Origin of the sequence: Pseudomonas sp. GZD-222 (genome assembly GCF_049310525.1) — a bacterium.
Taxonomy (GTDB): Bacteria; Pseudomonadota; Gammaproteobacteria; order Pseudomonadales; family Pseudomonadaceae; genus Aquipseudomonas.
Genome location: NZ_JBMOWO010000127.1, coordinates 1 through 19,559, shown reverse-complemented (window position 1 = coordinate 19,559; position 19,559 = coordinate 1). Strand labels below are relative to the sequence as shown.

Here is a 19,559-nt window from a genome sequence, read left to right as displayed (position 1 = left end):
GATCGGCAATGGACTTCTGCATCGACTCAACCCTTCCCGACTCGATTGCCGAGCAATTGGCAAAGGCCTGCCGCGTACTCGAACGCAATCTCACCGACACCCTGCAAGCCATTCACCTCTACGGCTCCGCTGCCGATGGCGGACTCAAGCCGGCCAGCGACCTTGATCTGCTGGTCACCGTCAGTGCTCCACTGACCGAGCCGGTTCGTCAGTCGCTGATGAGCGATCTGCTGAGCATTTCGGCGCCGCCCGGAGGACCTGTGCGGGCCCTTGAAGTCACTGTGGTGGTCCAGGCGGATGTACTGCCCTGGCGCTATCCGCCACGGCGCGAACTGCAATTTGGCGAATGGCAGCGCGAAGCTTTGCAAGCTGGCAAGGTTGAGCCGGCCCAACTCGACCCGGACCTGGCTATCTTGCTGAGCAAGGCCCGGCAACACAGCTTCGGTCTGTTGGGCGAACCTGCTTCGGCGTGGTTCGCACCGATCCCCGAAAAAGACCTGGCCAGGGCCTTCGCCGATACCTTGGCGCAATGGAACACAGCCGCAGATTGGCAGGGTGACGAGCTGACTGTGGTGCTGGCGCTGGCGCGTATCTGGTACAGCGTGGTCACAGGCGCGATCGCGCCGAAGGACGTGGCAGCAACCTGGCTACTGGAACGACTGCCGCCCGCTCATCGAGCGCTGCTGAGCCACGCGCGGGACGTTTACCTGGGCAAGGTCAACGACAGCCTCAGCGACAGGATCGATCAAGTCAGCGCATTCGTGCAGTACAGCAAGGCGCAGATCGAGCGCTCGACGTCGACCCCAGACAACTCCAGCCCCTAGATCGGGCCTATGGTGACGGACCTCTCACCCGCTCGTCAGGAGCTGACATGTCCGACTTCATCACCGTTCTACGCGACACCTGCCCTACCCCCGTACTCAATGCGACCAAGTGGAAACGCATCGGCGGCGACCCGCACACAGTGAACCTGAATGCCTACCTCTCCGAGGATGGCAGCAAGATCATGGGCACCTGGATCTGTACCCCGGGCAAGTTCGAGGTGAATTACGAGAAGTGGGAATACTGCCATTTCCTCGACGGCTACTGCGTGATCACTCCGGAGGGCGAGCAGCCGGTGCACCTGAAGGCAGGTGACGTGTTCGTGATCGAACCGGGAATGAAAGGCACCTGGGAGGTGGTGGAGACGGTGCGCAAATATTTCGTTTTTGCTTAATTGGCTAAGACGCTCCAGCTATAGAGCCCTGTGGGAAACGTCAGGCTTCCCACTGGGCCCTGCGCGTGCCTAAACATGAGGATTTAAGGAAACGCCAACATACCCATAAATTATTCAAACACAACGATCATAGTTACATTTTTTGACAAAAACATTCCGCATCAATCCTTTTCTGTAGTCCCTTTCTGAATTGCCTCCCCACACCTCCAAAGGTATTGCCCCCGAGTTATCGCAGGCCTAGGCTCCTTTAATCGCCCAGATGGCTAGGAAGCATTACCTAATTAATTTAATTACCAAGGAGAGGGAAGCATGGCCTTCGACGCTTATATTCAGATCGAAAATATCTCAGGTGAGGCACTGGACGAAAAATACAGCAAATGGATTGAAGTGCTTAGCTACGATTTTGGGGTCAGCCAAAGCATCTCCGCTACCGCAAGCTCTACTGGCGGCGCGACATCTGGTCGAACCTCCGTAACCAACTTCACTTTCAGCAAATACCTCGACAGCGCCAGTTGCAAACTAATGGAGGCCAGTTGCACCGGGCAACATCTCAAGGAAGTAAAACTGGCACTCTGCCGCGCTGGGAGTGACAAGCTCAAGTATTACGAAATCATTCTCGAAGAAGTGATCATCGCCGAGTATTCACAGAGCGTGGACACGGGGGTTCCGCTGGAGGTCTTGCAACTCAATTATGGCCGGATCAAGACCACTTACACCCAGCAGCAGCGCCTCGATGGTGGCGGTGGGGGCAGTATCGCTGGAGGCTGGGACCGTATCAGCAATAAAAAATACGCATGAGGGCATCGCTATGCCTGAAGCCCGAACGTTTCTGAATCTGAAATTGCAAAACTATCACAGACTCAAAGCTGATCTCGCGCTCACCGGTCATTCGCTGGAAAAGTTTGATGTGCTGAACGCCCACATCACCAATACGGTGGTCAGAAGCGGTGAACTGATCATCATCGGCGATCCCACAACAGCCTCCTGTACCAGCCAGGAAGCCTGGATGATGAGGCAAGCCGCCATTGTGCACATGGGGCTTATGGGGAATGCTCAAGGTGCGGATATCTTTTTCCTGGACAACTTCGAAATGCTGAAAAGCCTGATTGCGCACGCATCCATTGGCGCAGGCGTGGTCAGTGAGGGTTGGAGCAAGCATTTAAAGGCGATCGAGGCTACCTTGATAGATATCGAGATCCTACACCAACAATATCTTGGATCTGGGACGATGGCAGCGCGTGATCAGTTTTATGCCAAACGTTCGGCCTTGTTCATAAAGCTGAAAGAGCAATTGGGCAAGCTAGCCTCCTACGGCTCCGGCCTGAGAAACAAGGGGTCGATCAAAAGGACACTAGTAATTTCCACGAAGCGTTACTTGCATAATGGCGAAATCGCAGGTTATGCCAACAAGGTGGCGAGCGTTGCCAAGGCATCCAGCTTTATAAAACAAGGAGCCTATGTTGGTGTGGCACTTGAAGTTGCGGCAACAGGACTCGAAATTCACAAGGCTTGTACGCTCGGGCGCGAGCAAGATTGCGAGAGAGCAAAGTATGTCGAAGGAGGCTCACTCATAGGAGGGCTTGCAGGAGGAAGCGCCGGTGGCTATGTGGGTGGAACTGTCTTCGCACCTGCATGATGTGCAGCGATTGGGGTGCCAACCGGTGGTGCGGGTGGACTGATTTGTGCAGTTGTCATAGGTGCTGCAGGTGCGACAATTGGTGGCAATATTGGTGAGGATAAAGGTGCAATTTACGGCGACCTTCTCTATCAAGAGTTCTCAAAGTGATCAGCCCTGACGAAGGGGTTATTGCCGCCGCCATTATAAACCTGATTATCATAACAATGACCATCCAATGTTTCATCGCCCTAAAACGCACTGAACACTACGAGTCCCTATTCCCCAAAAGCCAATACATAAGGCACAACACAAAACTTTACCAGCACGCCGGACTCATCGGAAAACTCATGCGCACAGGTTCCATCGCAACTGTACTTGCTGTTCCAATCATCTTCACCTGGAGAAACCTAGTAGACCGCGAAGAAATAGCAAACTTTCCAAAACGAACAAAAGTATTACTTGTAACCCTGTGGGTGGCGCATATCACTCTCTTCTCTTGCCTAATATTGTCACATTACTTGTAAGCACCCTATTTATTCAATCCCGGCATTTTAATAAGTGCAAATTGAGGTTAACGAACCAGTACACAAAAATCGCGGACCAAGCGCCCTTCCCTCTGGTGCGCAGTTGCAGAGGAAAGGCCACCTGGCCCGCGATGAAGCCCACCTCGCTCGTCAATCCTTCTTTCGATAACCTTCGACAATCGCCGAGAAATCCTTGCCGCCGTCACCGCGCAGGCTCATGGCCTGGTACAGCTGCTGGGCCACGGCACCGAGGATCACCGGCTGGTGCGCCTGACGCGCCGCCTCAGTCGCCAGGCCCAGGTCCTTGAGCATCAGTTCGGCACCAAAACCACCGGTATAGCCGCGCGAAGCCGGAGCGGTTTCGATGATGCCCGGCCAAGGGTTGTAGGTGTCGGAGCTCCAGCAACGTCCGGTGGAGCTGTTAATGATGCCCGCCAGTACCTTGGTGTCGATGCCCAGGGCATTGCCCAGGGCCATGGCTTCCGACACACCGATCATCGAGATGCCCAGCAGCAGGTTGTTGCAGATCTTGGCGATCTGCCCGGTACCCACCGCACCGCAATGCACGATGTTACGGCCCATCTGCGCCAGCACCGGCTGCAGCGTGGCGAACAGTTCATCGCTGGCGCCAACCATGAAGGTCAGCGTCCCTGCCGCCGCACCACCGGTGCCACCCGACACCGGCGCATCGGCCAGGTCTACACCCTGCTTGGCCGCGGCAGCAGCGACATCACGGGCGGTTTGCGGGTCGATGGTGCTGCAGTCGACCACTGGCGTACCAGCACGCACACCTGCCAGCACACCGTCTTCATTCAGGTACACACCGCGCACATGGGCGGCGGCTGGCAGCATGGTAATCACCAGTTCGCTCTGCTGCGCCGCGTCACGCGGTGAGCTGCTGATCTGTCCACCGAGTTCGGCAAGTTCGGCCAGCACGGTCTTGTTCAGATCGAACAGCTGCAGTTGATGCCCGGCCTTGATCAGGTTGCGCGCCATCGGCGCGCCCATGTTACCCAGACCGATAAATGCAATACGCATGATGGGCTCCTTAGCGCAGGCTGATGGTGGTGTTCACACCGTCGTTGACGCTGTCGTCATCGAACCAGCGACTGGTGACAGTCTTGGTCTGAGTGTAGAACTGCACCACTTGCTTGCCGTACGGGCCGAGGTCGCCGAGCTTGGAGCCACGCGAACCGGTGAAGCTGAAGTACGGCACTGGCACTGGAATCGGGATGTTGATGCCGACCTGACCAACGTCGATTTCGTTCTGGAACTTGCGCGCTGCCGCACCACTTTGGGTGAACAGGCCAGTGCCGTTGCCGAAGGGGTTGCGGTTGACCAGGGCGATGGCCTCGTCGAGGGTGTCGACTTCGAGCACCACCAGCACCGGGCCGAAAATTTCCTGGGTGTAGATCTGCATGTCGGTGGTTACCCCGGAGAACAGGGTCGGGCCGACGAAGTTGCCTTGCTCGAAGCCAGGCACGCTCACTTCACGACCGTCGAGCTCGAGCTTGGCGCCTTCCTTGATGCCGCTTTCGATCAGGCCCAGTACACGCTCCTTGGCACGCTTGGAAATCAGCGGGCCGACATCGGTGCCCGGCTCGCTGCCAGCATTGACCTTGAGGTTGGCCGCCAGTTCTTTGAGCTCCGGCAACCACTCGCGCGCCTTGCCCACCAGCACCGCCACCGAGGTGGCCATGCACCGCTGACCGGCCGCACCGAAGCCGGCACCGACCAGGGCGTTGAGGGTCTGGGTACGGTTGGCGTCAGGCAGGACCACCGCATGGTTTTTCGCCCCCATCATCGACTGTACGCGCTTGCCGTGCTGGCCGGCGAGGTTGTAGACGTGGGTACCGACTTCGGTGGAACCGACAAAGGAGATCGCCTTGATATCGGTGTGGGTGCACAGGGCATCGACCACTTGCTTGCCGCCGTGTACGACGTTCAGTACACCGGCCGGCACACCGGCTTCCAGCGCCAGCTCCACCAGCATCATGGTCGACAGCGGGTCCTGCTCGGATGGCTTGAGGACGAAGGTGTTGCCGCAGACGATGGCCATCGGGAACATCCACAGCGGAATCATCGCCGGGAAGTTGAACGGCGTGATACCGGCGCAGACACCAATAGGCTGGCGCAGGGTGTAGGTATCGACACCACCGGCGACGTTCTCGGCGAATTCGCCCATCTGCAGGCTACCGATGCTGCACGCATGCTCGACCACTTCCAGGCCGCGGAAGATGTCACCTTCGGCGTCGGCAATGGTCTTGCCTTGCTCGGCACTGAGAACCACGGCAATGCGCTTGGAGTGTTCACGGATCAAGGCTTGCAGCTTGAGCATGATGCGCATGCGGGCGCCGATCGGGGTGTCGCGCCAGGTCTTGAAGGCACGTTGGCCGGCAGCGATCGCCGCATCAACTTCTTCGGCGGTGGCGAACGGCACACGGGCGAGTACTTGTTGCGTGGCCGGGTTGACCACGTCGCGCCATTCGCTGGTTTTCGATTCGACCCACTGGCCGTCGATCAGCAGCTTGACCTGCTCGACCTTGGTCTGGCCGGGAGTAAGGGATGCGTTCATGTGCGTTCTCCTGAAGTTGTTGTTAGGGAGAGATCGACGTCGCCGAGATAGCCTCAACGGACGCTTGGGTCTAGGGCTTGTTTTGGAGTATAGATGTGCAAAGATCCAATAAAAACGTACATAAAAGCCGGACCAACATGCAAAAAAACATCACCTCCCTCGGCGCCCTGAACTGGGACGACCTGAAGTTTTTTCTCGAAGTGGCCCGCACCCGCAAGGCCAGTAGCGCGGCCAAGCGCCTGGGGGTGGACTACACCACCGTGTCGCGGCGGATCAGTTCGCTGGAGCTGGCGCTGGGTACTTTGCTGTTCGAAAAATCGCGGACCAACGGCTTTGTCCTGACCGCTGAAGGGCAGCGTCTGCTCAGTTATGCCGAGTCCATCGAAAGCACCTTGCACATGGCCTGCGAGCAGGTTTCAGGATCGGGGGTGGCACTTTCCGGGCATGTGCGCATGGGCTGTACCGAGGGCTTCGGCAGCTTCTTCATCACCCCGCAGCTCAGCCGCTTCGTCGATACCTATCCGGCGATTTCCGTGGACATCCTGCCGCTGCCGCACTTCATCAGCCTGTCCAAGCGTGAAGCCGACATCGTCATCGCCCTGGAACGCCCGGAGCATGGCCCGTATGTCTGCTGCAAGCTGTGCGACTACCGCCTGCGCCTTTACGCCACCCAGGAATACCTCGACAGCCACGAACCAATCACCCGCAGCAGCGACCTGGCGCGTCATCAATTCATCAGTTACGTCGATGACCTGGCCTTCAGTTCCGAGCTGCTGTACCTGGCCAATCTGATCCCGGCCGCCAGCGCCAACCTGCGCAGCACCAGCGTGATCGCCCAGTACGTGGCGGCCCAGCAGGGTCGCGGGTTGGCGATTTTGCCGTGTTTTCTGGCCGCGCAGGATCCGCGCCTGGTGGCGATTCTGCCTGAAGAGGTGGAAATTACCCGGCAGTTCTGGATGTACTGCCGCGAGGATCTGCGCAAGTTGAAGCGGATTACCCTGTTGTGGGATTACATCCGTGCGGTGACCGAGCGCAACACGCCGCTGTTGATGGGCGAGTCGCGCACGATGGGATTTGCCGTTTAGTCGGAGGCGACCACGATAGCCACCCGGCGGTTTTCCATACGCCCGGCGCGGGTGTCGTTGCTGGCCACCGGTTCACGGCTGCCCAGGCCGCGGGTTTCGACGTTTTCCGGGCGCATGCCGACGGCAGTCAGGGCGTTGGCCACACTCTTGGCCCGGCGCAGCGACAGCTGCTCGTTATAGGCATCGCGGCCCGAGGCATCGGTATGGCCATCAACCCGAACGCGCTGGATATCGACCGACAGCAGCGACTTGCCGATACGCTCGACGATGATTCGACTCTCAGTGTTGAGCGCGTCCAGGTCGCTACCGAACAGCACCTTGCTCGACAAGCCAAACTCCCAGCCTTCGTCGGTCAAACGGAAACCTTCCTGCTTGAGCAGAGCAATCTGTTCAGGCGTCAGGCCTTTGGGCGGCACACTCTGGCAGCCGCCCAGGGCCAACAGCATCAGCGCCAGGCAAGCAAAGTGAAAACGCAGGTATCGACTCAGGTGTATCACGGTTCAGCTCCTGTTTTGTACTTGATTGGCAGAGCGCTCCGTCTCTGCCGTTTGCCACTGGCCACGGGTGTTGCGCTTGGCCTGATACATCGCCGCGTCGGCGGCATTCAGCAGGTCTGATGGCGTCAGACCATCATCGGGGAAAAAGGCGATACCCACGCTCAGGGAAGTAACGATGCTCTGCCCTTCTGCCAGGCGAATCGGCAGGCGCATGCTGGCTATGATTTTCTCGGCGATGCGCTGGGCATCTTCGCGGCTGTGAAGGGGCGCCAGCAGTACGGCAAACTCGTCTCCGCCCAAGCGGGCGACCAGATCGGTCTCGCGTAATTGTGCACGCACCCGCGTGGCGACACTCACCAGGACTTCATCACCCGCCGCATGGCCATGACCATCGTTGATGTCCTTGAAGTTGTCGCTGTCGAGAAACAGCAGCGCTATGTGCTCCTGATACTTACTGGCGTTACGCAGCGTGCGGCTGAGGCGGCCCTCGAAAAAAGCCCGATTGGGCAAACCGGTCAGGCTGTCATGACTGGCCTGGTGAGCAAGGCTTTCATTCTCGCTCTGCAGATGGCTCTGCCAGCTTTCCAGTTCGTCGAGCAGGGCATTGAAGTCGTTACCCAGCTCATTGAGCTCGGCAATCTGCGCCTCAGGTACGCGGCGGTCGAAGCTGCGCTCGCGCCGCGCCGCATGCGCCACCGTGGCCAGACTGCGCAAGGGGCCAACGATATCGCCGAACATACGTCGCGACAGGTACAGCGCCCCCACGGCGCTGAGCACCGTACAGAGGAGAATGCCGGCGAGGCCGCTGAGCAGGAAACGCACCAGACTCCCGCCCTGACCCACCAGTTCGATACGTCCGACCTGCTGGCCCTGGTGCAGCACTGGCAGGATGATCGGCTCTTCCAGCAGAGCGCGGGCTACTTGTTGTTCGATCTGCGCCAGCAGACTGTCATCGCTGCGCTGCCAACGGGCGAGCAACTGGTTGCTGTCGTCGAATACCTTGGCATCGGCCACCTCTTCGGTGGAGGCGATCAGGGCCAGCGCCTCATTGGCCGCGCTGCTGTCGTTGAAAACCACGGCAGCTTCGACGGTGTAGTTGATCGAGCGGGCGATCAGGTGCAGGTTGTGATTGGCATATACCCGCAGCGCCAGAACGCCGAGCACGGTCAGGGCAACACCTGCCAACCCTACCGCCAGCAGGGCCACACTCAAGTGGCGACGACCCAGGACTGCTCGCAGGGTCGGGCGCTGGCGCCCCCAGCCGAAGCCAATCATGGCTGTGCCGCCCGCCGCCGCGACAGCTGCAGCACCGAGGGATGGATGCGCACGCCGCTGCGCGCTACCGAATCAAGGTTGACCTCGAAGGCCACCTGACGATCGCTGACCCGTAGGCAGAATACGCTGCCCACCGTGCAGGGGTCGTCGGCTTCGCTGATGCTCAGAATCGGATGACCACTGATCGCGCTGAACAACTGGCTGCGCTCATCCGCAGTCAACTGGCCGAGATAAGTCGCATCGCACTCATTGGCGATGCGCGTATCCCCGGCCAACAGGCGCCGTACTACCAGCGGACGACCTGTCGCCTGACTGGTGCCCTTGACCAGGTCATCGGCGTATTCGGTAGGCCCGATCAGACACAGACGCAATGGTGCGGGCTCAACCGGCCAGCGCGCATAACTGAGAATACCCAGCACCACCTGGGTCACGGCAGTGGCACGTTGTTCAGCCAGGGTCGAGGTCGGGGTAGCCTCGGCATAGGCCAGCGCACCGAACAACAGCGGCAACGCAGCCATCAGCGAGCGCCCCCGGCGCGTCACGCGTCCCGATGTCGGGGCGGCCACTTTCATGAAGGAAATCTCTTAAAACCCTGCGGGATGATGCCGCAACGATAGCACAGAGGTCGATTTTCCAGCGAGGGAGCAGGCCCCTGGCAATCCGGTGAAAGGCCGAATCAGCGTGCTCATACCTGCTCCAGCATCAATCCGGAAATGCGTTTGACCTTACGCCGCACCGCTTCCTCGAAAACGCCCGGGCGCGGCTCAATCAAAGTGAAACAGCTTTTCGCACGGGTGATACCGGTGTAGATCAACTCCTTGGTCAACACCGGGTTCAGGGCGTCAGGCAGTACCAGGGCAGTATGGGTGAATTCCGAGCCCTGGGACTTGTGCACGGTCATGGCATACACGGTTTCCACCTCGTTGAGGCGGCTAGGCAATACGAAGCGCACCCCGCCACGACCATCGTTACGAGCAAAGGCCACGCGCAACACCTGCTGACCAGGCTGCTGTTCATCTGACAAGCGCAAGGCAATCCCGATGTCACCGTTCATCAAGCCCAGGCCATAGTCGTTACGGGTCATCAGCACCGGCCGCCCCTCATACCAGGGTTGTTCGACATCGATCAGACCGGCAGCGCCCAGCACCCGGCCAACCCGTTGGTTCAACCCTTCAACGCCCCAAGGGCCCTTGCGCACAGCACAGAGCAACTGGAAGGTTTCAAAGCCCTGCAGCACGGCCATGGCCCAGGTTTCCCAGCGTGGGTCATCGGCTGGTGTGCTGAGGGGCGGACGTAGCCGGCCAATGATCTGCAAATAGCTGCGATACCCCTGCGGACCATCGTTGCCACGGCCAAGACCATCCAGCAGCAGACGGTCCAGGGCGCGATCCTGCTCACCGCGCAAGGTCAGGCCGAACACATCATCTTGCGTCTGCTTCAACAAGGCACGCGCCTGCTCGGCGTCCTGCAGATTGACCAGCCGCGCCAGCCGGCCGATGCCGCTGGTTTCCCCGAAGCGCCGGGAAAACCGCAGCATCACCACCTGCTGAGCCAGCGGGTACTGCTCGGCACTGCCAGCTTGCAGTTCGCTGCCAGCCAACGTTTCACCGCTGACCTCCTCCAGCCAGGACTGGGTCTGGGCGCTGTAACGGCCGGCCTCGGCATCCCGGCACAGGTCACCGAGCACCGCACCCGCCTCCACCGAGGCCAGTTGGTCCTTGTCTCCCAGCAACACCAGGCGAGCGTGCGGCGGTAGCGCGGCGAGCAGGTTGGCCATCATCTCCAGGTCGATCATCGACGCTTCATCGACCACCAGTACATCCAGAGGCAGAGGGTTGCCCGCATGGTGACGAAAATGTCGCGAGCCCGGGCGGCTACCCAGTAGACGATGCACGGTCGACACATCGGTAGGAATGTTCTCCCGCACCTGCACGTCAACTGCCAGGCGTTCGACTTGCTGACCAATGGACTCCGTCAGGCGCGCCGCCGCCTTGCCGGTGGGCGCCGCCAAGCGAATGCGCAACGGGCGGCCGGCGTCTACTGCAGGTGCCTGGAGCAAGGCCAACAAGCGCACCACCGTGGTGGTCTTGCCGGTACCCGGGCCGCCGGTAATGATGCTGAAGGCGCCACGAGTGGCCAGGGCACAGGCTAGCTTTTGCCAGTCCACCTGCCCCGACTGGCTGCCACCATCAAAAAGTTGGGCCAGCCGCGCGGAGAGGTCGGCCGGCGTCGGCTCGACCTGTTCCAGGCGTTGGCGCAAGGCGCTGTCGATCTGCCGTTCATACGCCCAGTAGCGGCGCAGGTACAAGCGCTGACCGCTGAGTACCAAGGGCCGCGATGCCTCTTCAACGCGAGCGCCGTCGGCCACCAGGCGACTGCTGACCAGGCGTTGTAACCAGGTGCTCAGGGCCAGTTGCTCCAGCAATTGCGAGGGCAACAGCAACGGCCCGGCCAGAGCATCGCCCTCCGGAGGCAGCGACAGGGCAAAGTCCGGTTCGGCCAGGGTCTCGCCCAGGTCCAGGCAGACATGACCATGTCCCAACTGGTGGCTGGCCAGGGCCGCCGCCAGTAACACCAGCGGGTCGCCACCTGGATCGCGCTCTTCGAGAAATCCGACGAAGGCCCGATCCAGCGCACGCAGCCAGCCACGCTCAACCCAGCGATCAAGCAGCGCCAGCAGGTCGGCACTGTCGCTCAAGGGCTCAAGCGCCGCCAGATGCCGGGCATCCAGCGGTGTCGGCAGCAGGTCGTCGAGGGTACGGCTCATGGTGCTTCTCCCAGGAACAGGTCGTGTTGCTGCGGTGTACTGGCGCCGCGGAACAGGGCATCGAGGCGCTCGATCAGCTCCCGCGGAGGTTTGACGAAATACACACCGCCAGACGCCGAATGCACACCGCGCAAGAAGATGAATACCGCACCGCCCACATGCAAGTCGTAGTCGTAGTCCGGCAGCCGCGCACGCAACTGGCGGTGCAAGGCGAGCAGATAGAGCACATATTGCAGGTCGTAGCGGTGACTGAGGATGGCCGACTCCATGGCCAGTTCGCTGTAGGCATGGTCATCAGGGCCAAGCCAGTTGGACTTGTAGTCGGCCACGTAGTAGCGCCCGTCGTGTTCAAAGGCCAGGTCGATGAAGCCCTTGAACATGCCATTGAGCTGGGCCGGTTGAGCCGCGATCCGGCTAGCGCCTTGATGGGTGTGCTCACATACCAGACGGTCAAGCTGGCCGACATCGACCTTATGACTGGCAAACCAGAATTCCATTTCGATCTGATACTGACTCAGCTGATTCAAGGCCACCAAAGTGCTGTCCGGCGCCAGCGCCATGGGCTGCACCAACAACTGTTGCAGCCAGTGGCCGAGGGTGTTGATCCAGCCGGCCCAGTCACGACGGTTGCAGCGCTGCCCCACTGTGCGCTTGAGCGCCTCATCGTTCGCGGTCACCTGAGCAAAACCTTCATGACCAGCCCATTCGAGCAGGCCGTGAAGGAAAGTCCCAGGGTTGGGGCCGCGCGGGAAGCGATGGATATCACCGCTGCCGGGCATCACTTCACGTAGCTGTTGCGGGTCGGGACGTTCGTCATCAAGCAACTGCTGGGCCTGGGAGCTGTCCGCAGCCAGGGTCAGCGACTCCTCGCCAATGCGCAGCGCACTGTAGGAAGCGATCCACCAGTTCTCGGCGGCACGACGCTTGGGCTGACGCGCCGGGAGCAGTTCGGCCTGATTGCGTGGTGCGCTGTAACCTTGTTCGTCGGCTTCTGGTAGGGAGCTGCTGGCAATCGCCGGGCAACCGCCTTGCAGCGCTTGCAGCCAGTCACTCAACTGACTGGAAGCGGCCAGGGGCGTACCGCCACCGAGCAGGTAGCCCAGTGCCGAGCGGTGCAACAACGAGGTCTTGCCGGTACCGCGCTTGAGGTCGGCAACCCCCAGCCAGCACGCATGCTGCGCGCGGGTCAGGGCAACGTAGAGCAGACGCAGGTCTTCAGCCAGGCGCTCATCGTCGGCCATGGCAATCTGCTCGGCATCCGGGGTCAGGGTCAGGTGCGCCTGTCCGTCGCTGTCGTGCCAGGCCAAGGGCAAGCGTTGGCCGTCCACCGGTTTGCTGGTGCAGATGAACGGCAGGAACACCAGCGGGTATTCCAGGCCCTTGGACTTGTGGATGGTGACCACCTTGACCAGTTGCTCATCACTTTCCAGACGCAAGATCTGCTCTTCACCCGCTTGACCGGCGCTGGCCAGGTGTTCACCCAGGTGACGGATCAATGCCTGCTCGCCATCAAGCTCGGTGGCGGCCTGCTGCAGCAACTCGGCCAGGTGCAGGAGGTTGGTCAACACGCGCTCGCCATCACTGCGCATCATCAACACCTGCGGCAAATCGAAGTCATGCAACAAGCGACGCAGCATCGGCAGCACACCCTGGGTTCGCCAGATCAGCCGGTACTGGCGGAACTGCATGACCCAGCGCTCCCACACCCGTTCGTTCTGGTTCAACTGCTCCAGGGCCGACAGTGGCAGGTTCAGGGTAATACTGGCCAGCGCCGCCTTGAGCAGGCGTTCGACATCCGGCTCGGCGCAGGCTTTGAGCCAGGCCAGCAGGTCTTGGGCTTCCTGCGCGGCAAACACCGAGTCCTTGTCTGACAGGTACACGCTGCGCACATCGCGGGCCGCCAGTTCGGCGCGAATCAGCTGTGCTTCACGGCCATCGCGCACGAGGATGGCGATGTCCGAAGGCAGGCAGCCGCGCAACGACTGATCGGCCTGGAGAAAGCCGCTACGACCCTGTTGCCCGCCATTGAGCAGTGCAACGATCTGGCTGGCGCAGCTGGCCGCCACCTGCTGACGGTAGACCGCCCCGGAGACGGGCTCTTCGCTGTGCAACTGCCACAGGTTAAGTGCCGCGAGTACTTGCCCATCGACCTGGAGCTGCTCGCTGCGTCCTTTGGCCTGAACCTCGACAAAAGGCACCGGGTTGTCATCGCCCTCCCGGAACAGGAAGGCACCCCGTCCCTGCTCGCGCTGCTCGGCCTGCATGAATACATGGTTAACCGCGCTGACCATGGCCTGACTGGAGCGGTAGTTGGTATCCAGGCTGTGCAAGCGCCCGGCCGTGGCACGACGAGCGCCCAGGTAGGTGAAGATATCGGCGCCACGGAACGCGTAGATCGCCTGCTTGGGGTCACCGATCAGGAACAGGCCGGTGTCCTGAACGTTCTCCTCGATGCGATAGATACGTTGGAAGATCCGATACTGAATCGGGTCGGTATCCTGGAATTCGTCAATCAAGGCCACCGGGAACTGCTCGCGGATAAGGCCTGCCAGTCGCTCGCCCGTGTCGCCGTGCAGGGCGTGGTCCAGGCGCAGCAGCATGTCGTCGAAACCCATTTCCGCACGCCGGCGCTTTTCCTGTTCGAAGCGCGTACCGACCCATGCAGCGGCATGTTCCAACAGGCAGGCATCAGGCGTCGGCAAGGCGTTCAATTGCTCTTGCAGACTCTCCATGGCCTGCAGCGCCGGGTGGCTTGGCGGCTCGCCTTTCCAGGCTTCCGCCATGCCGACACGGGTCAGGCGGGTGAAGCCAGTACCAAGCTCCAGCTCAAGCGCCAGTTCGTCTGTCGCCCAGGCGGCAAGTTTCTCGCACCAGGGCTCGAAGAAACGCGCCTGCATCTTGCGCCCGTCCACCTGCTTGGCGGCCACACCGTCACGACACAGCTGCAGCAACTCGCCGGACCACTGGGCCCAGGGTGCCTTGAGTCGGCGCAACTGCTCGGCGCGCTGTTGCAACACCGCGTCGATCAGCGCCTGAGGCTCCTCGGCGCTATTCTCGACGCGCTGGCGCCCAAACAGCGCGCGCACCCGCGGTAGCAACGCGTCCGGGCTGACCCAATGACTGCGCACCCAGGCCAGGGCATCGCCTTGCATGCTGTAGCAGAAGCGCCGCCAGTAGTCGCGCATCACCTGACCAAGTAACTCGCTGTGGTCGGTTTCCAGCGACTGGGTGAACAGGCTGCCGCTGTCGAAAGCATGTTCGCGCAGCATGCGCTGGCACCAGCTGTGAATGGTCGAGACCGCCGCCTCATCCATCCATTGCGCGGCCACGTCCAGGCGATTGGCGCAGGCAGGCCACAAGTCCTGTTGATAGTCATCGCGCAGTTGCTGCAGCAACGGATCGGCGTCGGCCAGTTCGCCGCGGAAGAAGCGCGCCGCTTCAGCCAGGCGCGTACGAATACGCTCGCGCAACTCCTTGGTGGCGGCATCCGTGAAGGTCACCACCAGAATTTGAGGCGGCAGCAACTCACGGCCAAAGCCCTGTTCGCCGCCATGACCGAGCACCAGGCGCAGGTACAGCGCCGAAATAGTGAAGGTTTTACCGGTACCGGCGCTGGCTTCGATCAGTTGGCTGCCGTGCAGTGGAAACGTTAGTGCCAGGGGGGCGTTGCGACTCATTGAGCGTCCTCCTCATTGCCCACGGTCTGCCAGGGCGCATCGAACATCGGGCGGTACAAGGCCTCACACCAGCCCTCGAATTCTTCGCTAGCAGTCAATGCCGCGAAATCGCAGAACTGACGTGCCAGCGCGGTGCTTTCACTGCGTTCACCGAAGCTGTTCTGGCCGTCGCCCTCATAGGACTTGGCGGCAATCGCCAAGGCTTTGTCGGGATCGCTCTGGGCCAGCCAGGCAAATGCCGTTTTGACCGCCACGGGCAGCGGCGCACACATGCCAGCCTGACGGGCCAGCAGCAGGTCACCGAGCAAGTCGACTGCGCGGGGTTGTTCAATGGGAGCCAGCAACAGCGTGATGTCCGTGGCCACCACCGCACTGTGCAGCGGCAGGCCCACGGCGCAGGCGGCCAGGTGCATGACCCAGGTGGAGGTCAGCCGATGCCACTTCAACGAGCGACCGCTACTGATGCCATTGGGCAAGGTGGTAATGCTCAGCAAGGACTGATCGTCGCGCTGATAGACCCGGCCGAGCCAGCCTTCGAGCTTGAGCTGGCGGTACTCGAAACGAATCGGCAAGGCACTGTCCAGGGCGTTGGGCCATTGGCGCAGCAGTTGCTGATGACGTTGCAGAAGATCCGGTAGCGGTTCGATCAACTCCGTTTGCAGGCATTCACCGAACCCCGCCAACGGCAGCATACCGCTACCCTGCAAGCGACGAGCTTGAGTGCCAAGTGCCTGATCAGCGTCCCCGGGGGCAGCCAGTGCAGCGGCCAACAGGCTTTCACTCACGCTGTAGCGTTGCAGGGCATCGAGAACAAAAGGTTCCTCATCGGCCAGCGGCGCCTCTAACGATTCGAAGAACACCTTCAAACGCTGACTGAAGAAGTGCCGCACGGGATGACGCAGGAAGTCCTGCAGCAAGGTCAGGCTCAAGGCTTCATCGCTGCTGTAAGGCGGCAGTTCATGATCAACCTTGGCCTGTTCCTCAGCGGGCAGATGCAGCGTTCGCCACTCACGCGCGTAACTGAACAGACTGCTGCCCTTGTGGAAGTAGCGGGCACTGAAAGGTTGCAACGGATGCTCGACGGTCAAGGCATGCAGCAGCTGTTCGCCGCCATCAAGCGTGTCCCCGTCCTTTGCTCCGGACAATCGCCAACCCGCGGCGAGATGATCGCGCAGTTGCCCGATCAACACGGAGGCAGGACGTTCACTGTTATCGCGAATGCTGCGCCCGACCCAGCTGACATACAACTGATCACGGGCCGAGAGCAGTGCTTCCAGCAGCAGGTAGCGGTCATCTTCGCGCCGCGAGCGATCGCCAGGACGGTAGTCACTGCCCATCAGGTCGAAGTCCAGCGGCTGCTGCGCACGCGGGTAATCACCATCGTTCATGCCGAGCAGGCAGACGACCTTGAACGGAATTGCGCGCATGGGCATCAAGGTGCAGAAATTCACCGAGCCGGCGAGGAAGCGTTGTGACAGTCGCCCTTGGTCGAGCCCGGCCAACCAGGCTTCGCGCACCACCGTCAGCGGCAGCAGGTCCTCTAGACCAACCGACTCACAGGTCTGCAACCAGGTTTCGCGCAAGGTTTGCAGTTGTACCAGCAGATAGTCGTCGTGTTCGGTTTCAGCCAGGAAGAACACCTGCAGCAACGCATGCAGGCGCTCGCCCCATTGGGCAGCAGTCGCAGCCTGGGACAGCTGTTGATAAGCGATTTCCAGGGCGTCGAGCAATGACACCAAAGGGCCGATCAAGGCTGCATCCAGCCCGCCGATTTCATCGAACGGCTCGATTCCGTCGCAGCTTTCGCCAACCCCCACGGCATAGCCCAGCAACATGCGCCGCAGGCCGAATCGCCAGCTGTTCTGTTCCAGCCCTGCGGGCAAGCCCAGGCTCGCGCGTTGTTCGGCGTTCAACCCCCAGCGGATACCGGCGCCCTCGATCCAGCGGTGCAAGGTCGGCAGCTCGCTTTCCTTGATGGCGAAGCGGGCACGCAGGGCCGGCACATCGAGCAGATCGAGAATCTCGCTGACGGCAAAGCGGCTGTCCGGCAACTTCAGCAGATGCTCCAGGGCAATCAGCAGCGGATCACGGCCGCGCTGGCCCTGGTCGGTCAGAGTAAACGGGATGAATCGGGTGTCATCACGTCCCAACTGGCCAAACACCGCGCGGATATGCGGCGCGTAGGTATTGATATCCGGCAGCATGACAATCACGTCACGCGGGCGCAGGTCGGGATCGGCACTGAAGCGTGCGAGCAGCTGGTCGTGAAGTATTTCTACTTCCCGTTGTGGGCTGTGGGCAACATGAAAGCGTACCGAGCGATCCTTGCCTGGATTGACTGCGGGCCACAGCTCGCGGGTCTCTGCCAACGGCCGCAGTTCGAGAATGTCGTCCTGCAACTGGTTGAGCAGGGTTTGCGGCTGGCTTTCGCTGAACAGGTCGATGCGCCCATCGCTGAATGCTGCGCGGTAACTGCCGGGATCATCGTAACTGTCGAGCAGGTTGATGTAGTCGCGGCCCTGCTTACCCCAGGCAGCCAGCAGCGGGTGTGCGTGCTGGTGCAGGGATTGTGCGTCGATCAGGCTGGGCATGCCTTGCTTGCGTTGCTGGCGCTTGTATTGATGACGCAGCAGGTCCTTGTCGGCGACGATATCCGCCCAGTGATGGCGACAGGGGTTGTGCACGCAGAGCAGCACCTGGCTGAAACGGGCCAGGCCAGCCAAGGCTTCCAGGGCCTGGGCTGGCAACGAGGAAATACCGAAGACGATCACCCGTGAAGGGAGTCCGGCAGGTGCCTGCTCAAGGCTGTTGATCCGTTCGATAAAACGCTGGTGTACGCCGGCACGGCTCTGGGCCATGCCTTCCTCGCCGACATCCAGCAACAGCGCACGCCACAATTCGGCTTGCCAGCAATTGGCCGCAGGCAGGGGTTTGGCATCGCCGCGCGCGGTGTTCAGCACATGTCGCCCGGCAGCCCAGTCCTTGAGCCAGTCGGCACGGTAGACCTGATATTGGTCAAACAGGTCGGCCAGGCGCTCTGCCAACTGGTAGCGCTTGCGCAGGTCGCTGTCGTCGGTGAGAAAGCGCTGCAGGGGCTCGAAGTGCGGCTTGTCGATCACCTCGGGCAGCAGGCGCATCAACCGCCAGGTCAGCGGGGCCTTGTCGAGCAAGGACACTTCCGGGATCTCATCGCGTCCCAGAACACGGCGGTACAACTGCCACATGAAGCTGCCAGGCAGTTGCACCTCAATCGCCGCAGCAATGCCACAGCCACCCTGGTCATCGTCTTCAGGGTCTTCTGCCAGGGCCAGTTTGAGCCACTGGGCGATGCCGTTGCTTTGCACCAGGACGATTTCATTTTCCAATGGCGCCAGCGGATAGCGGCGCATCCAGCTCACCACCAGGCTGCGTAGTTCATCCAGGCGGTTGCCGTGGACCACCATGAATCCAGGAAGGAGTGGATTTGCGTGCGGCATTGGACATCCTTGAGGCTGTGCGGGCAGAGGGAAACCATATCACGGGCCCGACCATCGATGACGGCAGAACAGGCACCAAAGATTACCGTCCGGAAAAGACAAAACCCCTACCTGCATACGCAGATAGGGGTTTCGGAATTTAATCTTGACGATGACCTACTCTCACATGGGGAAACCCCACACTACCATCGGCGATGCATCGTTTCACTGCTGAGTTCGGGATGGGATCAGGTGGTTCCAATGCTCTATGGTCGTCAAGAAATTCTGTTGCCAGAAGGTCTTGTTAGACACTCCAGCGAATTGGGTATGTGATGATTGTGAGTCGCAAACTTTCGGTTCGTTTCGTCTTCACAACACCGCAATCTGGTCATTTCGACGCAAATTGCTTGGGTGTTATATGGTCAAGCCTCACGGGCAATTAGTATTGGTTAGCTCAACGCCTCACAGCGCTTACACACCCAACCTATCAACGTCGTAGTCTTCGACGGCCCTTCAGGGAGCTCAAGGCTCCAGTGAGATCTCATCTTGAGGCAAGTTTCCCGCTTAGATGCTTTCAGCGGTTATCTCTTCCGAACATAGCTACCCGGCAATGCCACTGGCGTGACAACCGGAACACCAGAGGTTCGTCCACTCCGGTCCTCTCGTACTAGGAGCAGCCCCTCTCAAATCTCAAACGTCCACGGCAGATAGGGACCGAACTGTCTCACGACGTTCTAAACCCAGCTCGCGTACCACTTTAAATGGCGAACAGCCATACCCTTGGGACCGGCTTCAGCCCCAGGATGTGATGAGCCGACATCGAGGTGCCAAACACCGCCGTCGATATGAACTCTTGGGCGGTATCAGCCT

At 60.6% G+C, this 19,559-nt stretch carries 12 protein-coding genes, 2 rRNA genes and 1 pseudogene; 5 read left to right on the top strand and 10 right to left on the bottom strand.

Annotated elements, in window-relative coordinates; translation table 11 throughout:
* Window positions 1–8: 8 nt before the first annotated feature.
* From ACO6VD_RS24180 to ACO6VD_RS24165, 4 genes and pseudogenes are all read left to right on the top strand, one after another.
* Window positions 9–824, top strand: coding sequence for an aminoglycoside adenylyltransferase family protein (locus ACO6VD_RS24180; protein ID WP_422422483.1), 816 nt, complete (start codon window positions 9–11; stop codon window positions 822–824).
* A 47-nt stretch (window positions 825–871) separates the two neighbouring features.
* Window positions 872–1,216, top strand: coding sequence for a cupin domain-containing protein (locus ACO6VD_RS24175; protein WP_038614945.1), 345 nt, complete (start codon window positions 872–874; stop codon window positions 1,214–1,216).
* A gap of 309 nt (window positions 1,217–1,525) precedes the next feature.
* Window positions 1,526–2,014 (top strand): Hcp family type VI secretion system effector, encoded by a 489-nt coding sequence (locus ACO6VD_RS24170; protein ID WP_422422482.1) that lies wholly within the window; start codon window positions 1,526–1,528, stop codon window positions 2,012–2,014.
* Between the two features lie 10 nt (window positions 2,015–2,024).
* Window positions 2,025–3,002 (top strand): annotated as a pseudogene (locus ACO6VD_RS24165) (hypothetical protein).
* Window positions 3,003–3,508: 506 nt separating this feature from the next.
* Here ACO6VD_RS24165 and mmsB read toward each other — a convergent pair.
* Window positions 3,509–4,396: a 3-hydroxyisobutyrate dehydrogenase gene (gene mmsB / locus ACO6VD_RS24160; RefSeq protein ID WP_422422481.1), complete on the bottom strand. Its 888-nt coding sequence runs from the start codon at window positions 4,394–4,396 to the stop codon at window positions 3,509–3,511.
* Between the two features lie 10 nt (window positions 4,397–4,406).
* Complete coding sequence (locus ACO6VD_RS24155) at window positions 4,407–5,933, bottom strand: CoA-acylating methylmalonate-semialdehyde dehydrogenase (RefSeq protein ID WP_422422480.1); 1,527 nt, start codon at window positions 5,931–5,933, stop codon at window positions 4,407–4,409.
* Window positions 5,934–6,070: 137 nt separating this feature from the next.
* On the opposite strand from ACO6VD_RS24155, the gene ACO6VD_RS24150 reads away from it, so the two are divergent.
* Window positions 6,071–7,018 (top strand): LysR family transcriptional regulator, encoded by a 948-nt coding sequence (locus tag ACO6VD_RS24150; RefSeq protein WP_422422479.1) that lies wholly within the window; start codon window positions 6,071–6,073, stop codon window positions 7,016–7,018.
* Here the strand turns inward: ACO6VD_RS24150 and ACO6VD_RS24145 are convergent.
* From ACO6VD_RS24145 to ACO6VD_RS24110, 8 genes are all read right to left on the bottom strand, one after another.
* Complete coding sequence (locus ACO6VD_RS24145) at window positions 7,015–7,464, bottom strand: OmpA family protein (RefSeq protein WP_422422522.1); 450 nt, start codon at window positions 7,462–7,464, stop codon at window positions 7,015–7,017. The genes ACO6VD_RS24150 and ACO6VD_RS24145 overlap by 4 nt on opposite strands.
* 54 nt (window positions 7,465–7,518) lie before the next feature.
* Entirely contained in the window at window positions 7,519–8,790 is a 1,272-nt protein-coding gene (locus ACO6VD_RS24140) for a diguanylate cyclase domain-containing protein (RefSeq protein ID WP_422422478.1), read from the bottom strand.
* Window positions 8,787–9,362, bottom strand: a complete 576-nt coding sequence (locus ACO6VD_RS24135; RefSeq protein WP_422422477.1) for a YfiR family protein — start codon at window positions 9,360–9,362, stop codon at window positions 8,787–8,789. Before ACO6VD_RS24135 ends, ACO6VD_RS24140 begins: the two co-directional genes overlap by 4 nt.
* Window positions 9,363–9,475: 113 nt before the next feature.
* On the bottom strand, window positions 9,476–11,557 hold the full coding sequence (gene recD / locus ACO6VD_RS24130; RefSeq protein WP_422422476.1) for an exodeoxyribonuclease V subunit alpha: 2,082 nt from the start codon (window positions 11,555–11,557) through the stop codon (window positions 9,476–9,478).
* Window positions 11,554–15,234 carry an exodeoxyribonuclease V subunit beta gene (gene recB / locus ACO6VD_RS24125; RefSeq protein ID WP_422422475.1) on the bottom strand — a complete coding sequence of 1,227 codons (3,681 nt, stop codon included), beginning with the start codon at window positions 15,232–15,234 and terminating at the stop codon, window positions 11,554–11,556. The genes recD and recB overlap by 4 nt, the downstream gene beginning before the upstream one ends.
* Window positions 15,231–18,710, bottom strand: a complete 3,480-nt coding sequence (gene recC / locus ACO6VD_RS24120; protein WP_422422474.1) for an exodeoxyribonuclease V subunit gamma — start codon at window positions 18,708–18,710, stop codon at window positions 15,231–15,233. The genes recB and recC overlap by 4 nt, the downstream gene beginning before the upstream one ends.
* A gap of 143 nt (window positions 18,711–18,853) precedes the next feature.
* Window positions 18,854–18,969: ribosomal RNA gene (rrf, locus tag ACO6VD_RS24115) — 5S ribosomal RNA — on the bottom strand.
* A 138-nt stretch (window positions 18,970–19,107) separates the two neighbouring features.
* Window positions 19,108–19,559 (bottom strand): 23S ribosomal RNA (locus tag ACO6VD_RS24110); the annotation flags it as partial.

Coding starts and splice junctions, on each gene's coding strand:
- ACO6VD_RS24180 (WP_422422483.1), top strand. CDS start 9: ATGGACTTCTGCATCGACTCAACCCTTCCCGACTCGATTGCCGAGCAA.
- ACO6VD_RS24175 (WP_038614945.1), top strand. CDS start 872: ATGTCCGACTTCATCACCGTTCTACGCGACACCTGCCCTACCCCCGTA.
- ACO6VD_RS24170 (WP_422422482.1), top strand. CDS start 1,526: ATGGCCTTCGACGCTTATATTCAGATCGAAAATATCTCAGGTGAGGCA.
- mmsB (WP_422422481.1), bottom strand. CDS start 4,396: ATGCGTATTGCATTTATCGGTCTGGGTAACATGGGCGCGCCGATGGCG.
- ACO6VD_RS24155 (WP_422422480.1), bottom strand. CDS start 5,933: ATGAACGCATCCCTTACTCCCGGCCAGACCAAGGTCGAGCAGGTCAAG.
- ACO6VD_RS24150 (WP_422422479.1), top strand. CDS start 6,071: ATGCAAAAAAACATCACCTCCCTCGGCGCCCTGAACTGGGACGACCTG.
- ACO6VD_RS24145 (WP_422422522.1), bottom strand. CDS start 7,464: ATGCTGTTGGCCCTGGGCGGCTGCCAGAGTGTGCCGCCCAAAGGCCTG.
- ACO6VD_RS24140 (WP_422422478.1), bottom strand. CDS start 8,790: ATGATTGGCTTCGGCTGGGGGCGCCAGCGCCCGACCCTGCGAGCAGTC.
- ACO6VD_RS24135 (WP_422422477.1), bottom strand. CDS start 9,362: ATGAAAGTGGCCGCCCCGACATCGGGACGCGTGACGCGCCGGGGGCGC.
- recD (WP_422422476.1), bottom strand. CDS start 11,557: ATGAGCCGTACCCTCGACGACCTGCTGCCGACACCGCTGGATGCCCGG.
- recB (WP_422422475.1), bottom strand. CDS start 15,234: ATGAGTCGCAACGCCCCCCTGGCACTAACGTTTCCACTGCACGGCAGC.
- recC (WP_422422474.1), bottom strand. CDS start 18,710: ATGCCGCACGCAAATCCACTCCTTCCTGGATTCATGGTGGTCCACGGC.